Genomic DNA, 18,594 nt, shown 5'->3' on the forward strand with positions numbered 1-18,594 from the left:
GCTACTCTCCTGACTTCATGGACGCAGAGTATGCGTGTGTTGAACGTGTCGAGGACTTAGGGAAGCTCAAGGGTTCTAAGTATATACCCTCAAAGAAGAGAGTCCTCATTAATGGAGAATATGTATCTCTCTGGCCGATGGTTTCGCAGAAGCTGGAGGAAGGACGCACGGTATTATTTACAGGGCTGGGCTGTGATGTAGCGGCCCTGTACGCTTATCTGAAGGCCAAGAACACCGACACTTCACGTCTCTTCACGGCAGAACTTGTCTGCTTCGGCCCGGCACTCCCTGAGGTTCACAGGCAGTACGTCGCGGGGCTCGAGGCCAAGTACAATTCACGCATAACGTCATTCACGGTGAGGCACAAGGCGAAGGGCTGGACACCTCCATACATTCGGGCGACGTTCGAGGACGGCAGGGAGTTCGTTACGGACTTCTACGCGTCGGACTACGGACGGGCATTCGGGCTGTACACGCGCGATGTGTGCTACGGGTGCAGGTTCAGGGGCGCGAACCACAAGGCAGATGTTACGCTGGGTGATTACTGGGGGCTGACCCCGGAGATGCCCGGCTGGAACAAAAACGGCGTATCAATCTTCATCGTGAGGACGGAGAAGGGAGAGGAACTCATCAGGATGCTTCCGCGCACGGAGTTCACGCTAAGGGAAGAAGATGTGAGCTTCGCCGTCAGGAACAACCCGATGTATTACGAGCCAAGAAAGAAGCCGGAAAGTTACGGGAAGTTTCGCCGTGAGCTCGAGACTTTGGGGCTTCACAGTGCTGTCGTGAACCATTACGGACGGCTGAAGTTCTGCGCGCTTGTGCTGAAGGAACGCGTGAAGAGTGCTGTACCTGCTCCAGTAAAGAGAGTGCTGAAGAAGTTATTGCGGAGGGGATAAGTATATAATTGGCGGCATAAATCACTAAGAAGGTCGTGAAAAGTTTATGCCGGATACTTATGACATTACAGGGATGAGCTGTGCTGCCTGCTCAGCACGTATTGAACGCGTCGTCAAGAAGCTCGACGGTGTTGCGTCGTGCAGTGTGAGCCTCCTCACGAACTCAATGAACGTTGAGGGAACAGCCAGCCCGTCCGCCATCATTGCCGCAGTCGAGAAGGCGGGTTACGGCGCGAAACTCAGGACACCAGAACCGGAAATCTCCCACGCTCAGGAGGAAGAAGCCCTAGCTGACCACGAGACCCCGAAGCTCAAACGCAGGCTAATCGCGTCGCTGGGGTTTCTGCTTGTCCTGATGTATTTCTCGATGGGGCATATGCTGAATCTTCCTCTGCCAGCGTTTTTCGTGGACAACCACATAGCACAGGGACTAGCTCAGCTGCTCTTGGCCGGAATCATCATGGTCATCAACCAGAAATTCTTCATCTCAGGCTTCAGCACTCTTCTTCACCTTGCGCCCAACATGGATACTCTTGTAGCTATGGGCTCGTTCTCGTCGTTCGCGTGGAGCGTCTACGTGCTGTTCATGATGACGAAGCCCCACACGTTCACGGTGCATGATTTCTACTTCGAGAGTGCGGGAATGATTCTCACCCTCATAACCATAGGCAAAATGCTTGAAGCCCGCTCCAAAGGCAGGACGACGGACGCACTTAAGTCGTTAATGAGGTTAGCTCCGAAGACGGCAAACGTAATCAGGAACGGGCAGGAAGTTACCGTGCCGGTCGAGCAGGTTCGCAGGGGAGATGTCTTCACTGTCAGGCCGGGCGAGAACATCCCTGTTGACGGTGTAATCATCGAGGGCACGAGCGCGGTCAACGAGTCAGCCTTAACCGGCGAGAGCATCCCCGTCGACAAGGCGGAAGGTGATTCGGTTTCGGCGGCAACGGTGAACCAGTCGGGGTTCATAAAGTGCGAGGCAACCCGCGTCGGCCAAGACACAACGTTATCACAGATCATCAAGATGGTCAGCGATGCATCAGCCACAAAAGCACCCATCGCCGGCATTGCGGACAAGGTCTGCGGAGTGTTTGTGCCTGCAGTTATCGCGGTCGCAGTCATCGTTGTTGCGGGCTGGATGTTCGCGGGAAAATCCTTCGGCGATGCGCTGGGCTACGGAATTGCGGTGCTCGTAATCAGCTGCCCGTGCGCTTTGGGGCTTGCCACGCCTGTTGCGGTTATGGTCGGGAACGGAGTCGGCGCGAAGAACGGAATACTCTTCAAGACAGCGTCATCACTTGAGGAGGCTGGGAAGATTCAGATTGCGGCACTCGACAAGACAGGGACGATAACGAGCGGAGAACCCAAAGTTACCGACATAATCACTGCGGGGGATGTCCTCGAGGACGAGCTGTTATCTCTTGCGTTTTCGCTTGAGGCCAAGAGCGAGCACCCGCTGGCACGTGCTGTTGCGGCCTACGCGAACGAACAGAAAATCTCCGCGCGTGAGGTTGAAGGTTTCAGGGCACTTCCCGGAAACGGACTGACCGCGAAACTCCCGAACGGCTCGGAGCTCACCGGCGGAAGCGTGAAGTTCATGGGAGAGAAGCTCAGCGTTGAGGAGAGGTACATTGCGCAGGCTCAGGCACTGGCTGAGGCTGGGAAGACTCCGCTGATGTTCGCGCGTGATGACGAACTGCTGGGGATTATCGCCGTCGCCGACACGATAAAGCCCGACAGCACTCAGGCCGTCAAGGAGCTCCAGGAGCTCGGGGTCAAAGTAGTGATGCTGACTGGCGACAACGAACGCACTGCGCGGGCAATCGGAGCACAGGCAGGTGTTGATGACGTAATCGCCGGAGTCCTTCCCGACGGCAAAGAAGCGGCAATACGTGAACTGCAGCAGGGCGGCCGTGTCGCGATGGTCGGGGACGGGATCAACGACGCTCCTGCGTTGACGCGCGCGGACATCGGAATAGCCATCGGTGCAGGGACGGACATAGCAATTGATGCGGCGGACGTTGTGCTGATGAAGAGCAGCCTCCTCGATGTTCCTGCGGCAGTACGTCTCAGCCGTGCAACACTCTTCAACATCAAGGAGAATCTTTTCTGGGCGTTCATCTACAACGTGATAGGCATTCCGCTGGCGGCTGGATTGTGGGGCTGGAAGCTCGACCCTATGTTCGGTGCGGCGGCTATGAGCCTCTCCAGCTTCTGCGTCGTAACTAACGCGCTCAGGCTTAACCTGTTCAGCATAAGGGGGAAGAAGTCATGGGAAAAAGTCATGGGGAAGCTGTTTGTTTGCGTGATGCTCCTACTCTTGGCCGGTACTGCACGGGCTGATGTTGAGGAGTTCCGCTATTTCTCGCTGGATGTTCCTGACGGCTGGACTGCGATGGAGGACGGTGCGGCTGTTACGGTGATGAAGGACGACAAGACCGGCTCGCTCTCAATCACTGCCGACAACCCGCAGGGCAAAACGATAGAGGAACTTGCGGCTATGTTCTCCTCCGAGCTCAACGGCACAGCACCAGAACGGGACGAGGAAGGAAGCTACACGTTCAGCTTCAACAACGGAGTGAGCCAGGCCGCGATAGACGGGACGGATGACCTGTACCTGCTGATAATTGGGACGGGAATAGAGCAGAACAGCGAGGCGATGCTTGAGATTTTGGAGTCACTAGAGATGAAGTAAAGCATTGTCCGTGTTAAAATAGATGGTCATTGCGGGGGTGGCGGAATGGCAGACGCGCCAGACTTAGGATCTGGTGTCCTAGACGTAGGGGTTCAAGTCCCCTCCTCCGCACCATCATTCATTAATTCCATGAGAGAGGATTACACACAAAAATCATGAAGGGTATAGTTCTTGCAGGAGGCAGCGGGACACGTCTTTACCCTCTGACACTCGTAACATCAAAGCAGCTCCTTCCGGTCTACGACAAGCCGATGATATACTACCCCGTCTCTGTGCTTATGCGCGCTCGTATCCGCGACATCCTCATCATCTCTACACCCGACGACCTTCCGCGCTTCGAGAAACTTTTAGGGAGCGGCTCACAGTTCGGAGTGAATTTCTCCTATGCCGAGCAGCCATCACCTGACGGACTAGCACAGGCATTCATTATCGGCAAAAAGTTCATCGGCACGGACTGTGTAGCAATGATACTCGGCGATAACATTTTTGCGGGCAACGGCCTCGTGAAGAAGCTCCGCGAGGCTTCAGGAAATGCCTTGATGGGCAATGAAGCAACAATCTTCGGCTACTACGTCGATGACCCCGAGAGGTTCGGCATCGTTGAGTTCGACGGGCAGGGGCACGCGGTCTCGATCGAAGAGAAGCCCGAGCACCCGAAGAGCAACTACTGTGTTACGGGGCTATACTTCTACGACAACAGAGTCATAGAGTTCGCGGAGAGCCTCAAGCCCTCAAAGCGCGGAGAGCTGGAGATTACCGACCTCAACCGCATATATCTCGAGCGCGGAGAACTTAACGTCGAGCTTCTTGGGCAGGGGTACTCGTGGCTGGACACAGGAACTCATGAGAGCTTGGCCGACGCAACTAACTTTGTGCGCACGCTCGAGACACACCAGCACAGAAAGATTGCGTGCCTCGAGGAGATAGCGTACCTCAACGGCTGGATTACGCGCGACGACGTGATGAGAATCTGCGAGCAGTTCAGCAAGAACCAATACGGGCAATACCTGCGGGACATTCTGGAGGGGAAATACATCGATGCATAGGACACTAATAACCGGCGCGAACGGCCAGCTGGGCAGAGACCTTGTCCGCGAGCTCACGTCAAGAGGCGTTGACTGCACAGCGTCGGACATTCAGGAGAGATACTCGGGCAGCGAAGACTGCATGTATATTCCGCTGGACATAACGGACGATAAGGACGTAACTTCTGCGTTCATGTTCACCCAGCCGGAAAGGGTAATACATTGTGCGGCATGGACTGCTGTTGACGCGGCAGAGGAGACGGCTAACCGCAAGAAGGTATTTGCTGTGAACGCTCAGGGCACAGAGAACATTGCGAAGGCGTGCAGAGATTACGGTGCCGCCATGACGTACCTCAGCACGGATTACGTTTTCAGCGGGGAGGGCGTTGATGCCTGGAAGCCGGATGAAAACTCATTCTCGCCCCCGAATTATTACGGCAAAACTAAACTTGCAGGCGAGCTTGCTGTCAGGCTTCACGTCGAACGATACTTCATCGTCAGGATTGCGTGGGTCTTCGGCCGGAACGGCAATAACTTCGTCAGGACAATGCTGAAGCTCGCGGAAACTCATGACACTCTGCGCGTCGTCAATGACCAGATAGGCACGCCGACATACACGCCGGATCTTGCGCGTCTTCTTGCGGACATGAACGAGTCCGACAAATTCGGCATCTACCACGCGACGAACGAGGGCGGGTACATCAGCTGGTACGACTTTGCGTGCGAGATTTTTGCCCAAGCCGGAAAGTCCGTGAACGTCATTCCCGTAACGACGGAGGAATACGGCCTCTCGAAGGCGAAGCGTCCCCACAACTCGCGCCTTGACAAGAGCAAGCTGGTCGAGGCAGGCTTCACGCCCCTTCCTGACTGGCGGGATGCACTGAGGAGGTATTTGGCTGATGGGGCAGATTAGCGTCGAGCACAACGCCGGAGGAATTGAGGGGCTGTGCGTGATTACCCCGACGCTTCACGGCGACAGACGGGGCTACTTCATGGAGACGTACAATCTGCGCGACATGCAGGAAGCCGGAATAGATACAGTGTTCGTCCAAGACAACCAGAGCAGCAGCACTAAGGGGGTACTTCGCGGACTGCACTACCAGATACATTACCCGCAGGCAAAGTTAGTGAGGGTGATTAGAGGAAGTGTGTATGATGTGGCTGTTGACGTACGGAGAGGAAGCCCGACGTTCGGGAAGTGGTACGGCATCGAGCTCACTGCGGAGAATCACAGACAGTTCTTCATTCCGAGAGGGTTCGCACACGGATTTCTTGTGCTGTCGGACGAGGCGGAGTTCTGCTACAAGTGCGACGACTTCTGGCATCCTAACGACGAGGGCGGCATAATCTGGAACGACCCGACAATAGCTATCACTTGGCCGGATGTTGGCGTTCCGCTGACTCTGTCGGACAAGGACAAGGTTTTGCCGTCATTCAAGGAGGCAGTGTTACCGTGAAGATAATCGTAACAGGAGGAGCAGGGTTTATCGGGAGCAATTTTATTTTCCACATGCTGGAGGCTCACCCTGAAGACAGAATAATATGCATCGACAAGCTGACTTACGCGGGCAACATCAACACCCTCAAGGACGTAATAGAGCAGGACAGAATATCGTTCTTCCGTCTGGACATCTGCGACAGAGAGAGAATCTACAGCCTGTTTGAGCGTGAACATCCTGATGTTGTCGTGAACTTTGCGGCAGAGTCCCACGTTGACCGCTCAATCAATGACCCGGGAATCTTCCTGTTCACCAACACTCTGGGGACTGGTGTCCTGCTTGATGCGTGCGTGAAGTTCGGGATAAAGCGTTACCATCAGGTGAGCACGGACGAGGTTTACGGGGACTTGCCGCTTGATCGGCCGGATATGTTCTTCACGGAGACATCGCCGATACGTACATCATCGCCGTATTCCGCGTCGAAGGCTGGGGCTGATATGCTGGTGCTCGCGTACCACAGAACTTACGGCCTTCCTGCTAGCATATCGAGGTGCTCGAACAACTACGGCCCTTACCATTTCCCCGAGAAGCTGATACCGTTAATGATAATCAACGCGCTTCACGACAAGCCGCTTCCAGTTTACGGCGAGGGCATCAACGTGAGGGACTGGCTTTACGTGGAGGATCACTGCCGGGCAATCGACGCGATAATCCACGATGAAGCGTCTGTCGGAGAGGTGTACAACATCGGCGGGCACAACGAGATGCGGAACATCGACATCGTGAAGCTGATTTGCCGCGAGCTGGGGAAGCCCGAGAGCCTGATACAGTTTGTTACGGACAGGAAGGGGCATGATTTGCGGTACGCGATTGACCCGACGAAGATATATTTACGTCTGGGCTGGAGGCCGGAGACACGCTTTGCGGACGGCATAAAGCGTACAATCCGCTGGTATCTGGACAACGGAGAGTGGTGGAGGCCTCTGCTTTGACCCCCGAAGAGAAACAGCAGGTGCAGAACATAATAATTGCGCGCACAAGGTTACTTTCCGAGAAGATAGCCCTGCAGGAAGACCAGATAGCCGGACTGACCGCAGAGCTTGCCGGCAAGGACGAGGAGCTTGCGGGTCTGCGGTCTCAGCTCGCAGAGTCTCAGGAACAGAATGCCGCGCTTCAGTCAGCACTTCAGGCCTTGAAGCTGCGTCCCGTCCCTGTATCTGCACCCGCACAGTCCCAGCCGGTTCCGGCCAAGACAGCGAAACCCAGCTACCTCGTCTCGCTCTTGCGGCAGCATTTCTCGCTGGATTCCTTCAAGGCGGGGCAGGAAGAGGTGATCGACGCGCTGTTGTCGGGGCGGGATGTCTTCTGCTCGATGCCGCGACATTACGGGATGAGCATATGCTTCCGTCTTCCGGCTCTGCTGATGCCCGGCCTTACCCTAATCATTACGAAGTCAGAGCCCGAAGGCCTTCCTCCTCAGCCGCACACGGAGTACCTGACCTCATCGATGACTCCGGCCAAGAAACGCGAACTCCTCCGAAAGCTCAAGAGCGGAACGAGCAAGCTGCTGTGTTCGACGCTGGAATTGTTGTCGTCCGACGAAATCTTCCCGTCCCTAAAGGCCGTAGACATCTCGCTGGCGATTATCCTCAGCGGAACAGAAACCCTAAAGGACTGCGAACAGTTCCTCGAGATGCTGAGCAAACGCCGAATCAGTCGGGGAGTCTTTGCGCAGGCAACGAGCCCCTTCGAACGTCAGGAGATATTCCGTCATCTTCGTTCGCCGCTAAGGGTAGTTACCGGCTGGAACAAACCGGAAGTGTCATTCAGGATTGTGCGCACGGAGGACAAGAGCCGTGAACTCGCGGAGATTCTGCGGCAGAAGGCCGGACGGCCGGGAGTGATTTACTGCACCTCGCCGGAGGCCGCCTTCAAGCTCAGCGAGACGCTCTCTGCTTCAGGGCTTCTCTCCGACGCAATCACTGTCCTTCCTGCTCGTCTGTACAGTGAGGTTCAGCGCAAGGACGTACGCTTCATCGTGCACTACGAACCGCCGGAGAATCTAGCGTCATACTCACAGCAGATTAACCCAGCAGGCCTCGACGGACAGAAGGCGGAATGCATAATCATTCTTTCACGGCAGGACTTCAGGGAGGCCGACAAGTCTATAGTGAGATTTTGCGAGGACACTGCTTCACTGCTTACGTATTTGGGGCAGGATGATTCTATGATTGCACCTGCACAGCCCGAAGAAACGGAGAGCTTCCTTCCCGAAGACTTCTCTGATTTCGACTTTGGGACAGCAAACGAGGCACAGAAGGAAGCCATAACCTGCACGAGCGGGCCTCTGCTGGTGCTCGCCGGGCCGGGAACGGGCAAGACCTACACGATAATTCAGCGGGCAGTGTTCCTCATCCAGAAGAAGCACGCCGCCCCTTCATCGATAATGCTGGCGACCTTCACCGACAAAGCCGCACAAGAACTCCGCACGCGCATAACGGAGGCACTCTCCGCACGTAACATCGCCGCAGACACCGGCGCAATGTTCATCGGGACGTTCCATGCGATTTGCGAACGCATACTGAAAGATTACGCAGACTTCACGGAATGGGGAAAGAACTTCAGGATTCTCGATGACTTCGGGCACGCGTATATCATCATGCAGAACCTTAAGCAGTTCGAGGCGATAGACGGTATTGACGGTGTATTCAGGAACGCTGGACGCTGGAAGAAGGCACAGGAGCTCATGGAGTACATCAACGAGCTCTCGGAAGAATTGACTGACCCTGAGGAGCTGATAAGCGATCCGTCGCCCGCTGTCTCTGCGCTCGGACAGGCAATGAAGCTGCACGACCAGATTCTTCACGCCGCAAACTCTATGAGCTACTCATTGCTGTTGACGGCGGCCTACAAGCTCCTTCGCGACAACCCGGAAATCTTGGCCTCCATGCAGCACAAGATTCACTACATCATGATAGACGAGTACCAAGACACTAACTACGTCCAAGAACAGCTAATCTTCCTGCTGGGCACTGAGAGCCGTAACATCTGCGTTGTCGGCGACGATGACCAGAGCCTTTACCGCTTCAGGGGCGCGACAGTCAGGAACATCCTCGAGTTCCCGGACAAGTGGGGCAAGAACGAGTGCCGGACTGTGAAGCTGATGCTGAATTACCGTTCAACGCCCGCAATCGTTCGCTTCGCCTCCGAGTGGATGGAAGACACCGGGGCGTTCTTCAGCTGGGAGAACTTCCGCAACCCCAAGCACCTCGAGGCCAGCAGCACTGCGGCATCATATCCCTCTGTCGTGAGGCTTGCGGGGATTCACGACGCGGAAGGCTGGCACGAGAAGATTCTGTCAATGCTGAAGCAGCTCAAGGGGGCGGGAGTGATTCAGGACTACAGCCAGACGGCATTTCTGTTCCGTTCGGTGAAGGCAGAAAACGTGCAGAAGCTCTCGCAGTTCCTCGAGAACAACAACATCAACGTGTACTCTCCGCGCTCAAATCTGTTCTTCCAGAGGCCGGAGATTCTGTTTGCGCTCGGATGCCTGCTCTCGATGTTCCCGGAGTACCTGCGTGCCCTCAACGCCGGAGAGTTCGCGTACATGGGCAAGGAGCCTGACTACATCAGCAAGTACCGCGAGTGCATAAGGACGGTGTCCCGACACATCGACAAACCGCTTTACGCCGGCCTGAAGAAACACCTCATAAAGCGGCGGAAGTTCCACGCAGACCTTACCGGCTACGCTGGCTACACATACAGCGGACTTCTCTACGAACTGTTTGCGTTCTACCCGTTCCCCCACGCACTGAACGCTGACATCTCAGGGAGCGTCAAAGATCTACGTCCCGCACGAAACCTCGCGCGTCTGGTTCAGGTCTTCCGCGACTACGAGCACAGCTACAACGTCAACAACATCAAGGCGGACACCATGAACCGACAGTTCCAGATGATGATGAACGTGTACATACGCTTCAGGATTGACGAGGGGCTCGACGAGTACGAGAGCTGCACTGAGGCAGTACCTGCGGATCACGTTGCCTTCATGACTATACATCAGGCAAAGGGCAAGGAATTTCCCGTAGTGTTCGTGGATTCGCTGTGGGCAAAGCCTGACGCTGACCTACGGCGCGACAAGAACAACGCACTTCTTGCGGAGATCGCGGAGAGCCATTACCGGCGGCCTGCGTTCGAGCCTGCTGACTCGGTAAAATTCTTCGACTTCTGGCGGCTGTACTATGTTGCTTTCACGCGGGCACAGAACCTTCTTGTCCTGACCTGCAACGAGGACGGCATAACTCCGAGCATGTACCTTGAGGGAGCATACAACAGGCTTGATGACGCTGAAGAGGTGATTGACGCTTCTGCGCTTCCTGCCTTCCCGCACAAGGAGACGGGACAGCACAAAATCTACTCGTTCACGGGTGATATTCTGGTGTACGAGGCGTGCCCGATGCAGTACAAGTTCTTCAACGAGCTGGAATTTCCGCCCGACAGTTCGCAGAGTGCTCTGCTGGGCAGTCTTGTTCACGCGACGATAGAGGACATACACAAGGCGGTGCTGAATCAGGAGGCGAACAAGATAACAGAGCCCGGCATCACCGACTGGCTGAACGAGAACTACGCCCGTCTTTCGCGCCAGCAGAAGACGTATCTTCCGCAGAAGTCCCGTGATGCTGCGCTGGCTCAGGTGATGAGGTACGTTCACCTTCAGGGTTCGGACTGGAGCGGCATAATCATGTCCGAAGCAGAAGCCGGAGTCGTTCGCGGGGACTATATACTGCAGGGCAGGGTAGACCTTGTGAGGCTGAGGGACGACGAAGCGGAGATCGTAGACTTCAAGACCGGCCCGAAGCCCAACATAAACATCAACCGGGACAGGACGCGCCTAGAGAACTCGCGCCGTCAGGTGAATGTGTATGCGTACATGGCGGCCAAGTCTCTGGGGCTGAAGGTTTCGGGGATGAGGCTTTACTACACGGGCACGGAAGGCGGAAGCCCCGAAATCGCCTTTGCGTACGACGAGAGCACGGCGGAGGAGGTTCTCAGGAGCATCGACGAGACGGTGAAGCACATTGCGGCAAAGGACTTCGAGCACAGAACCTCAGACCTCGAGACGTGCCGGGACTGCGTCTTCAGGTTCTTCTGCGGAAGGGCGTAGCTACTCCTTCTTCCTGAACGTCAGCTCGTTGTCGTACTCTATGAGCACATCTCCGCTTACGGGGGCTATCCTGTGCTCGGTGAGCTTTATCAGGTTCTCGGCGAGTATCTCGATGTTCATGACTGTCTTGTACGTGTCGAGAACTTCGCACCTCCAGTTGTCCGCTCCCTGCTTTATCAGGCTCATAACCTGGTCGTCAAGGTTGACGGCGACAAGCCCGAAGTATACGCGCACATCAGCATCAATGTAGGCATTCCACGTCTCGTGAAGGGTTATCGTGGACAGCCCGCGAGTGCCGGTTATCTGCGTGTCCGCGAAAGTCAGCGACGCAGTGGAGAGCGTGAGGCTCAGCGTGGTATCGTTCGTGTAGTCAGCATCGACGGTTACGGACTGGTCTATCACGTCCCATCTTCCGCTGAGGACGTAAGCTGTATTGTAGGTGTCCGGCGTGTTGTTGGGGATGTCGGTATCGCCACCCTCAGACGACTCCTCGCTGTCCTTGCTCCCTCCGCAGCCGGAAAACACCAGCACCGACACTGCCAGCACAATCATCAAGAACTTCAAGTTACGCACAACAATCATCCTTCCTGTGGGTACAATAAAAGCCTCAAGGCATTAACCTCAAGGCTGTAATCTGCGTTACTTGGAGCGGAAGACGGGATTTGAACCCGCGACCCCAACCTTGGCAAGGTTGTGCTCTACCCCTGAGCTACTTCCGCAATTGTCATTTTGGTGGCGGGACCCAGAATCGAACCGGGGACACATGGATTTTCAGTCCATTGCTCTACCATCTGAGCTATCCCGCCTTCACTCTCTACCATCGATTTTAATGGCGGGGCCGACGAGACTTGAACTCGCGACCTTCGGCGTGACAGGCCGACACTCTAAACCGACTGAGCTACGACCCCGCATGGTCAAAATCTCTGGTGGGCGAAGCAGGGTTCGAACCTACGACCCCCTGCGTGTAAAGCAGGTGTTCTACCGCTGAACTATCCGCCCTGCGAAACAACAAGGGGAATTTTACCCTTTTACGCTTTTCCTGTCAAGCATACAGCCTTCAACTTCATTCCACGTTCTTTCAGCAGCTCCGCCGAGAGTCGCAAAATATTCGTGGCAGTCCTTCAGTGCCTTCTTCTTCGCGGAAGGTTCAAGCAGTGCCAGCCATGTGCGCGCGAGTTCAGAGTCGCTGTTCACGCAGAAAGCCGCACCCATCGTGTCCATCCGTGCAGTGTCGGGGAAATCCGTCATGCTCGGCCCGTGAACCGCAGGAAGTCCGAACAGCGCGGGCTCAAAGGGGTTCTGTCCTCCCTTGTTGACGAGGCTTCCGCCGACAAACACAGCATCGCACGCCGCGTACAGCTCGAACAGAACGCCTATCCTGTCCGCCACGACAATATCTGCCTTGAGGTTTTCGCGGTCAACGCTCGAGAGCAGTTCCGCGTGTACGTCTGAATACGGCAGGGCTGAAGCTATGGTCATCAGCGCGCGTTCAGGGTGTCGCGGGACAATTACCAGCCGTGCATCAGGGAAAGTCCTGCGCAGAATCCTGAAGGCGGAGATCACTATCTCGTCTTCGCCCTCGTGAGTGCTTCCGGCAGCAATAAGCGGTGCTTTGCCGTTCTTGAGCCAGCTCCACTTCTCCGGGCTTGTGTTCTTCCGGCGGTCAAGGAGTGCGTCAACCTTACAGTCCCCCGTAACCGTAATCTTGTCTTCGGGAACGCCAAGCGCAAGGAATTTCTCTCTGTCGCTGCCGAACCTCACCATGAATTTATCTATGCACTCAAAGACTCCGTGCCAGAAGTATTTTGTGCGCCTCATCCGCGAAAAGCTCTTGTCGGACAGCCTTCCGTTCGCGAGGAATGCCGGGATGTTCCGTGCTTTAAGCTGGCAGAGCATCTCCGGCCATAACTCCGTCTCCATCGCGATATACGCACAGGGTCTGACCGCATCGAGCGCGCGGGTTACGTACCTCCTTGCGTCAAACGGGCTGTAGATTATCCCGTCGACGAGGCCGTCAAGCAGCCTGTGTGCCATTTCGCGTCCCGTAGGAGTTACCGTAGAGATGACGCACGGGTAAGCACTTCTGCTCTTGATGCGCCGGATGAGTGAGCTGGCGGACTGCACCTCGCCCACAGAGACCGCGTGAACCCACACAGCACCTTCAGGGATGCCGGAGACAGTGCCGGTACGTTCTGCGATGCTCGAGCCGTACTTTCGCCGAAGAATGCTCAGCCCTCCGAGCGCAAAGAACGTTCCCGTGAAAGTTCTGTACAGAGACATACCGGCTGGCCAGGCGGCTTGCTTCAGCATGAATATATCCTTGCGACGGCTTCGGCCAATGCCTTAAGGTCGGAATATCTGCCCGTGTTTACGCACAGGTCGTAGTTCTCCCGAGCTCCCCACTTCAAGCCCGTGTAGAACTCGTAGTAGTCAGCACGTGCCTTGTTGATGTGCTCGATGCGCTTCGTGAGTTCCTTGTCGGTGAGGGATGCTCCAGCCTCATAGTCCGCGCTCTCGTTCTGCCTGCACCGTGCCAGCTTGCTCGCCATGTCCGAATACACGAACAGCCGGAACGGAGAATACTCGCGAAGAATGTAGTCTGCTCCCCTGCCGACTATTACGCAGTCGGACTTTTCCGCAGTCTCGCGGATTATCCTGTGCTGTTCCTGCTGTACGGCGTGGTCATAGTCGGGCACTGCCGCCCAGAATGTACGTCCCGTGTGAATCGGGAAAGGTATTATCGGCCTGTGTTCAGCGACGTTCTGCACGTACTTTTCCGAGAGTGATGTGCGTTTCGCTATCTCGGCGATAATCTCCCTGTCGTAGTACGCGAAGCCCAGAGTTTCGGCCAAGTACCGGCCGAGCTCCCGTCCGCCTGAACCAAACTCGCGGCCTATAGTGATAATCTTGTTCATGTTCTTCACCTCTGCGGAAATTTTACCAGACTGCTACGCGGTCTCCGGGAGCAAGGTACATTCCGTCGCCCTTCTTGATGCCGTAGAACTCGTGGAACTTCCCATACTGCTGAAGTATCGCGTTCACCCTCAGGTAGGGCAGTGCATGTACGTCAGTCTTCAGGACAGCGTCCGTGCGTTCTCTTGTCTGAATGAGCTTCCAGATTCGCGCGTAGTTCCTGAAGAAAGAGTCGTAGTCGAAGCCCTCGCGTGTCTCCGCAATCGCCAGCATCGCCTTTATGCCCGCCATGTCAGCAATCGCCTCCCTCTGCACAAGATTTCCGTTGTACTTTGTGCCCTCAGGGGTAACCGTCATCGCGTCGAAGTACTTTATGAGCCGGTCAGCCCGTGCCTGGAACGCCTTGTAGTCCTCGTCAGTCCACCACTTGGCCACGTTGCCGGTCGCGTCGAACTGAGCTCCGCCGGTGTCGAAAGCGTGAGAGATTTCGTGCCCGATGACCATTCCGATGCCGCCGAGCTTCTCCTCGTAGGACATTTCCGGCCCGTAGAAGTCTCCGCCGAGAATGCCGGCAATTATGTTGATGGAGTTCTCAGAGGGGCGGTAGTAGGAGTTGACTACAACGACATCGCTTATCCATAAATCATGGTCTACCTTAGTGTTCAGCCTGTCGTAAAAGAATTTTTGTGTGCTGAACCTCCGCAGGGCATTGAGCGCGTCAGTGAGGCTTCCTTCAGGGTCAAGCTCAAGCTCCGAGTAATCGTGCCACTTGTCGGGGTAAGCCGCGTTGAGCCTCATAGCATCCAGCTTCTCGACCGCCTTCTTCCTCGTCGCCTCAGACAGCCAGTCCTCGCCTTCAAGCATCTTCTTGTAGCAGCTCACCGTGTCCCTGATTATCTGCGTAACTTCCTGCTTCGCCTCCTCTGGGACGTGGCGCGCAATGTACAGCCTCGACACAGGCACAGACAATCTCCCGTGAACGAAGTCCGTCGCAAGCTCGTCGTCGGGCTTGCTTCCCGTCGTGCCGAAACGTTCGCGCGACAGCTTCTGGTATTCGCGGTACGCGGGCTCGTCGGTAACCGTGATGTAGCCTTCCGCAAGATTGCACAGAAGATATGCCTTAATGTCCTCGAGGTTGTCGGGAGTGTATAAGTCATTGAGTGCTTTAAGCCACACAGGCTGCTGAAGGTTCATCAGGTCAGAGTATGCCGAATGCGCTTCCAGAATCTCCGCGAATGGGAACACCGGCGACTTCTCACGGAGCTCGTCCATGTTCAGAGGGTTATACATCTTGTCGATTGCCTCAGGGGAATATATCTCCTCGTAAGTCATCATGTGCTCTGCTATTGCCTTCTCGAACCTGAACGACATAGCAAGGAATTTCTCTGCTTCTTCCTCGCTGTAACCCAGCCTGCGTAGCATGTAGGTTACTGTCGCGTCGTGCATCTTCTTGGTGCGCTCGCCGTTGGGTGTAAGTTCGCGGTACTCTGCGCTGTCTCCGAGAGGAAGCGGAGTCGCGGAAAGCTCGAGGTTGTAGGACTCGGAGTCCTTGTTGTCCCGGCCAAGTCCGAAGTCCGCGATGACAGAGTCGTGATAGAAGCTCTCCTCGCTCATGAAGTACCTGCTCAGGTCATCGAGCGTCTCAACCTTCATTAAGTTCTGCGCCAGCCCCTTGAGCTCTGCTAGCCCGTGCTCGTTACGCGAGTCCCAGTCGAGCCACAACGCATAGAGCGTCCTCACGAGCTCCGCATCATGATCGGAAAGCGTAGGGTCAGTCATTATCGCCTTCAGCCGTGCGTCAAGGATGTCCTGAAGTTCGTTGAAGGCACTGTTTCGGGAATAACCCGGCCGTAGCTGTGCTGTGGACAGCCATTCGTGATTCACGTTCACGTAGAAGTCGTCCTTCAGTGCGGGAGTATAGCCGTCCGTAACTGCTCCCCTGATGTTGGAGTTGATCCACGCGAATGATGGTGTGATGAATGTCATTGTGAGTATTAGTGATGTGATTATCTTCTTCATAGTTAGTTGATTGCGCAAATGCTCTGCTCGCTGCGGCTGTAGTAGTAGAAAGTGTGTCCGCCCGATGTGCTCAGGCCGTAGCACTCTGAATGTTCGCGCAGAAGTTTCCCGTTCTCTGCGGAAAGCTCGAGGACTCTGCCGTCTCCTGTTCCGACGAAAATTTTGCCCTCGCAGACCACAGGACTCGCCAGAACCTGCCCGCCCTTAGTGTCGTACTCCCAGACCTGCGCGCCGTTCTTCTGGTTGAACGCAATAATCTTTCCGCTCGCCGTCCCCACAACTACGAGGCCTTCACCGATAACAGGAGAAGTAGTTACAGGTTCACCGGCCTTAGCATCCCAGAGAGGAATTACCCCGTTGAGCTGTACAGCGTGCACCGAGCCGTCCCACGCAGAATAGTACACGTTGCCGCTCTCAACTGCAGGAGTGTTGACCGCCCCGCCAGCTCCTCCACCGTTCAAACGTTTTCCTGTCTTCGCGTCGATTATGCTGAACAGTCCGTCGTACTCCCCGAGAAACACGAAGCCGCTGCTGTAGACTGGAGCAGTCCGCAAGCCCTGCTTAGCCTTGTACGTCCAGACGAGATGCCCGTCCTTGAGGTCAAAGGCTCTGAGCTCGCCGGAAGAGTATGCCGCGTAAACCATCTCCCCTCCGAATGCCGCACCTGCCTCGAGGCTCTCTGTCGCGGACTCGTCGAACACAGGAGCGTAACGCCACACGAATGAGCCGCTCGGGATGTTCAGGCAGGTTATCGTGCCGTCTGACTGCGTGAAAATCACCTTGTCGTTCTGAACTGCCGGGATGCCCGTTGCGGTTGCGTCGCTGTCGTGGTACGTCCACGAAGTATCTCCTGCCGCGTAGAAGTTGCCGACAGAATCACCGAACAGCAAAGTGTTTCCCGACAAAGCAACGCCGGTAGAGATGAAGCTGTCGACATGCGCCAGAGTCCTCTGTGCCGCCGAAGCAGCAGCTGTGAGCGCAAGGAGTAACGTGATGGCAGCAAAAAATATCTTGCGTATCATGAATTAATCACCTCGCAAGATATTATAATGCCCGCCTAGATGTACTGCTCTACCTGGTCATGTACCACTACAAGATTGTTGAAGTCCTCAGTCTGCGGACGCTGTACCATTATGGGTTCGCGTACGTGCATGAACTGCGTCTCTGTCCGGCGGATGACGAAGCCGCGCTCAAGTCTGCTGACGCTTCCGGCTGTGTTGTTGATGACGTTTGTCTGAACTACCCTCATTGATTTTCCCTCCCTGAGTTTGTGATTAATCTGCGGTGAAAATGATTCTACACCATGAATGCTGTTATTTTCCGTTCTACGTAGTTCACACATAGTGAATTGTTGTTTATTTCCTGTTTCTATAATAGAATAACGTAGCCTCGCAATCATGACCTGTTCAAACCGCAAAAATTTATACAGTAAGGAAAGATTACGGTTGACACATGCGAACAAAGATGCATATAATCTTGCGGCTTGCGGCTTGCGGCCATAGCTATTGCTTAAACTCACCTCAAGAATCCTCATCATCATATAGACATATCATCACAGCTCTCCTTGTTGAGTTCAAGGGGGGTGATTGAGCGTACCCAAAATCATGCGCAATGAATCGGTACGTTAATTCATCGTACCTCCGAATACTTTATTGAAGAAAGGAATGATATTCATGTTACGCAGGAGAATTTTTGCAGCACTCTTCATGTTGTGTGCGGCAGTGCTCGCGTTTCCGTCTGTCTCGGAGGCCAAGAACGTTATCGTCTCCGATGCACAAGCCAGCGGCGTAAAGTATGAGGCTGACGGCTACACTGAACATTACCACCCGGAAATAGCAACGCTCCGTGAACTGTTCGCTAAGGTCGTGGAGTCCGGCGATGTCGTCTATATCGGGGAAAACTGGGGCGGTTCTCGTCTGGACGGCAACGAAGAAGAGGTTGACGAGACTTGGGACAACGAGGGCTGGTTAGCCCGATTCCTCGTTACTGAACCAATCGAGATCAGCAAGGACGTAGAGATTTACGCGAGCTGTACCAGCAGAAGGCTTGGTAATGACATAATCGAGGTAGTGAATCTCACAAAAGAAGGCGACATGAAGGAAGACCTCACGACCTTTGAGGGGCAGGGAAAATCTCAGATATTCCGCATAACAGGCGGCGCGAAGGTAACAATCGCAAACCTGAGGATTCACGGTGCTTACACAGGCAGTGCTGAAAAGGGCGGAGCTGTTGCGATTTTTGAAGGCTCGCAGGTTACTATCAGGAACTGCATCATCAAGGAAACTCACAGCTCAACCTTCGAGGACGGCAGAAGCTACGGCAAGGGCGGCGGTGTTTACGTCAACGCAAGCAGGCTCACCCTTCAAAGCTCCGACATCAGAAATAATACTGCCTTTGGCACTGTGGGAGGCGGTATTGCTCTCGAAAACGGTGCTTATGC

At 55.1% G+C, this 18,594-nt stretch carries 14 protein-coding genes and 5 tRNA genes; 9 read left to right on the forward strand and 10 right to left on the reverse strand.

The window, feature by feature from the left end; all coding sequences use genetic code 11:
• Window positions 1-17: 17 nt before the first annotated feature.
• From IJT02_00370 to IJT02_00405, 8 genes are all read left to right on the forward strand, one after another.
• The gene (locus IJT02_00370) at window positions 18-899 is read left to right on the forward strand and encodes a Coenzyme F420 hydrogenase/dehydrogenase, beta subunit C-terminal domain (protein MBQ7543380.1); all 882 of its coding nucleotides are present in this window, start codon (window positions 18-20) and stop codon (window positions 897-899) included.
• A gap of 46 nt (window positions 900-945) precedes the next feature.
• Window positions 946-3,594, forward strand: a complete 2,649-nt coding sequence (locus tag IJT02_00375) for a copper-translocating P-type ATPase (protein MBQ7543381.1) — start codon at window positions 946-948, stop codon at window positions 3,592-3,594.
• Window positions 3,595-3,625: 31 nt separating this feature from the next.
• Window positions 3,626-3,708, forward strand: a tRNA-Leu gene (locus tag IJT02_00380).
• A 41-nt stretch (window positions 3,709-3,749) separates the two neighbouring features.
• A complete protein-coding gene (rfbA, locus tag IJT02_00385; protein ID MBQ7543382.1) occupies window positions 3,750-4,640 on the forward strand; it encodes a glucose-1-phosphate thymidylyltransferase RfbA in 891 nt (296 codons plus the stop codon).
• Window positions 4,633-5,532 (forward strand): dTDP-4-dehydrorhamnose reductase, encoded by a 900-nt coding sequence (gene rfbD / locus IJT02_00390; GenBank protein MBQ7543383.1) that lies wholly within the window; start codon window positions 4,633-4,635, stop codon window positions 5,530-5,532. The genes rfbA and rfbD overlap by 8 nt, the downstream gene beginning before the upstream one ends.
• The gene (gene rfbC, locus IJT02_00395; protein MBQ7543384.1) at window positions 5,519-6,076 is read left to right on the forward strand and encodes a dTDP-4-dehydrorhamnose 3,5-epimerase; all 558 of its coding nucleotides are present in this window, start codon (window positions 5,519-5,521) and stop codon (window positions 6,074-6,076) included. Before rfbD ends, rfbC begins: the two co-directional genes overlap by 14 nt.
• A complete protein-coding gene (gene rfbB / locus IJT02_00400) occupies window positions 6,073-7,050 on the forward strand; it encodes a dTDP-glucose 4,6-dehydratase (protein MBQ7543385.1) in 978 nt (325 codons plus the stop codon). Before rfbC ends, rfbB begins: the two co-directional genes overlap by 4 nt.
• A gap of 20 nt (window positions 7,051-7,070) precedes the next feature.
• Entirely contained in the window at window positions 7,071-11,222 is a 4,152-nt protein-coding gene (locus IJT02_00405; protein MBQ7543386.1) for a UvrD-helicase domain-containing protein, read from the forward strand.
• Here IJT02_00405 and IJT02_00410 read toward each other — a convergent pair whose 3' ends face one another.
• The 10 genes from IJT02_00410 to IJT02_00455 all read right to left on the reverse strand — a co-directional run bounded on the left by IJT02_00410 (window position 11,223) and on the right by IJT02_00455 (window position 17,403).
• Window positions 11,223-11,795: a hypothetical protein gene (locus IJT02_00410; protein ID MBQ7543387.1), complete on the reverse strand. Its 573-nt coding sequence runs from the start codon at window positions 11,793-11,795 to the stop codon at window positions 11,223-11,225. It abuts the gene before it with no gap.
• Window positions 11,796-11,866: 71 nt separating this feature from the next.
• Window positions 11,867-11,941, reverse strand: a tRNA-Gly gene (locus IJT02_00415).
• Window positions 11,942-11,952: 11 nt separating this feature from the next.
• Window positions 11,953-12,028, reverse strand: a tRNA-Phe gene (locus IJT02_00420).
• 24 nt (window positions 12,029-12,052) lie between these two features.
• Window positions 12,053-12,130, reverse strand: a tRNA-Asp gene (locus IJT02_00425).
• Window positions 12,131-12,146: 16 nt separating this feature from the next.
• Window positions 12,147-12,221, reverse strand: a tRNA-Val gene (locus IJT02_00430).
• Between the two features lie 21 nt (window positions 12,222-12,242).
• Window positions 12,243-13,502, reverse strand: a complete 1,260-nt coding sequence (locus IJT02_00435) for a 3-deoxy-D-manno-octulosonic acid transferase (GenBank protein ID MBQ7543388.1) — start codon at window positions 13,500-13,502, stop codon at window positions 12,243-12,245.
• A gap of 23 nt (window positions 13,503-13,525) precedes the next feature.
• A complete protein-coding gene (locus tag IJT02_00440) occupies window positions 13,526-14,137 on the reverse strand; it encodes a cytidylate kinase-like family protein (protein ID MBQ7543389.1) in 612 nt (203 codons plus the stop codon).
• A gap of 22 nt (window positions 14,138-14,159) precedes the next feature.
• A complete protein-coding gene (locus IJT02_00445) occupies window positions 14,160-16,154 on the reverse strand; it encodes a M13 family metallopeptidase (GenBank protein ID MBQ7543390.1) in 1,995 nt (664 codons plus the stop codon).
• A 2-nt stretch (window positions 16,155-16,156) separates the two neighbouring features.
• Entirely contained in the window at window positions 16,157-17,176 is a 1,020-nt protein-coding gene (locus IJT02_00450; protein ID MBQ7543391.1) for a PQQ-binding-like beta-propeller repeat protein, read from the reverse strand.
• 35 nt (window positions 17,177-17,211) lie between these two features.
• On the reverse strand, window positions 17,212-17,403 hold the full coding sequence (locus IJT02_00455; GenBank protein ID MBQ7543392.1) for a hypothetical protein: 192 nt from the start codon (window positions 17,401-17,403) through the stop codon (window positions 17,212-17,214).
• A 415-nt stretch (window positions 17,404-17,818) separates the two neighbouring features.
• On the opposite strand from IJT02_00455, the gene IJT02_00460 reads away from it, so the two are divergent.
• Window positions 17,819-18,594: right-handed parallel beta-helix repeat-containing protein (locus IJT02_00460; GenBank protein ID MBQ7543393.1), on the forward strand; the 776-nt coding region annotated here is incomplete at its 3' end.

The sequence above is a fragment of the Synergistaceae bacterium genome (assembly GCA_017450125.1).
Classification (GTDB): Bacteria; Synergistota; Synergistia; order Synergistales; family Aminobacteriaceae; genus JAFUXM01.

What these genes read in the sequence shown, in the direction of transcription:
- IJT02_00435 (MBQ7543388.1), bottom strand. Translation starts at nt 13,502, where the DNA reads ATGTCTCTGTACAGAACTTTCACGGGAACGTTCTTTGCGCTCGGAGGG.
- IJT02_00450 (MBQ7543391.1), bottom strand. Translation starts at nt 17,176, where the DNA reads ATGATACGCAAGATATTTTTTGCTGCCATCACGTTACTCCTTGCGCTC.
- rfbA (MBQ7543382.1), top strand. Translation starts at nt 3,750, where the DNA reads ATGAAGGGTATAGTTCTTGCAGGAGGCAGCGGGACACGTCTTTACCCT.
- IJT02_00375 (MBQ7543381.1), top strand. Translation starts at nt 946, where the DNA reads ATGCCGGATACTTATGACATTACAGGGATGAGCTGTGCTGCCTGCTCA.
- rfbC (MBQ7543384.1), top strand. Translation starts at nt 5,519, where the DNA reads ATGGGGCAGATTAGCGTCGAGCACAACGCCGGAGGAATTGAGGGGCTG.
- IJT02_00445 (MBQ7543390.1), bottom strand. Translation starts at nt 16,154, where the DNA reads ATGAAGAAGATAATCACATCACTAATACTCACAATGACATTCATCACA.
- IJT02_00455 (MBQ7543392.1), bottom strand. Translation starts at nt 17,403, where the DNA reads ATGAGGGTAGTTCAGACAAACGTCATCAACAACACAGCCGGAAGCGTC.
- IJT02_00370 (MBQ7543380.1), top strand. Translation starts at nt 18, where the DNA reads ATGGACGCAGAGTATGCGTGTGTTGAACGTGTCGAGGACTTAGGGAAG.
- IJT02_00440 (MBQ7543389.1), bottom strand. Translation starts at nt 14,137, where the DNA reads ATGAACAAGATTATCACTATAGGCCGCGAGTTTGGTTCAGGCGGACGG.
- rfbD (MBQ7543383.1), top strand. Translation starts at nt 4,633, where the DNA reads ATGCATAGGACACTAATAACCGGCGCGAACGGCCAGCTGGGCAGAGAC.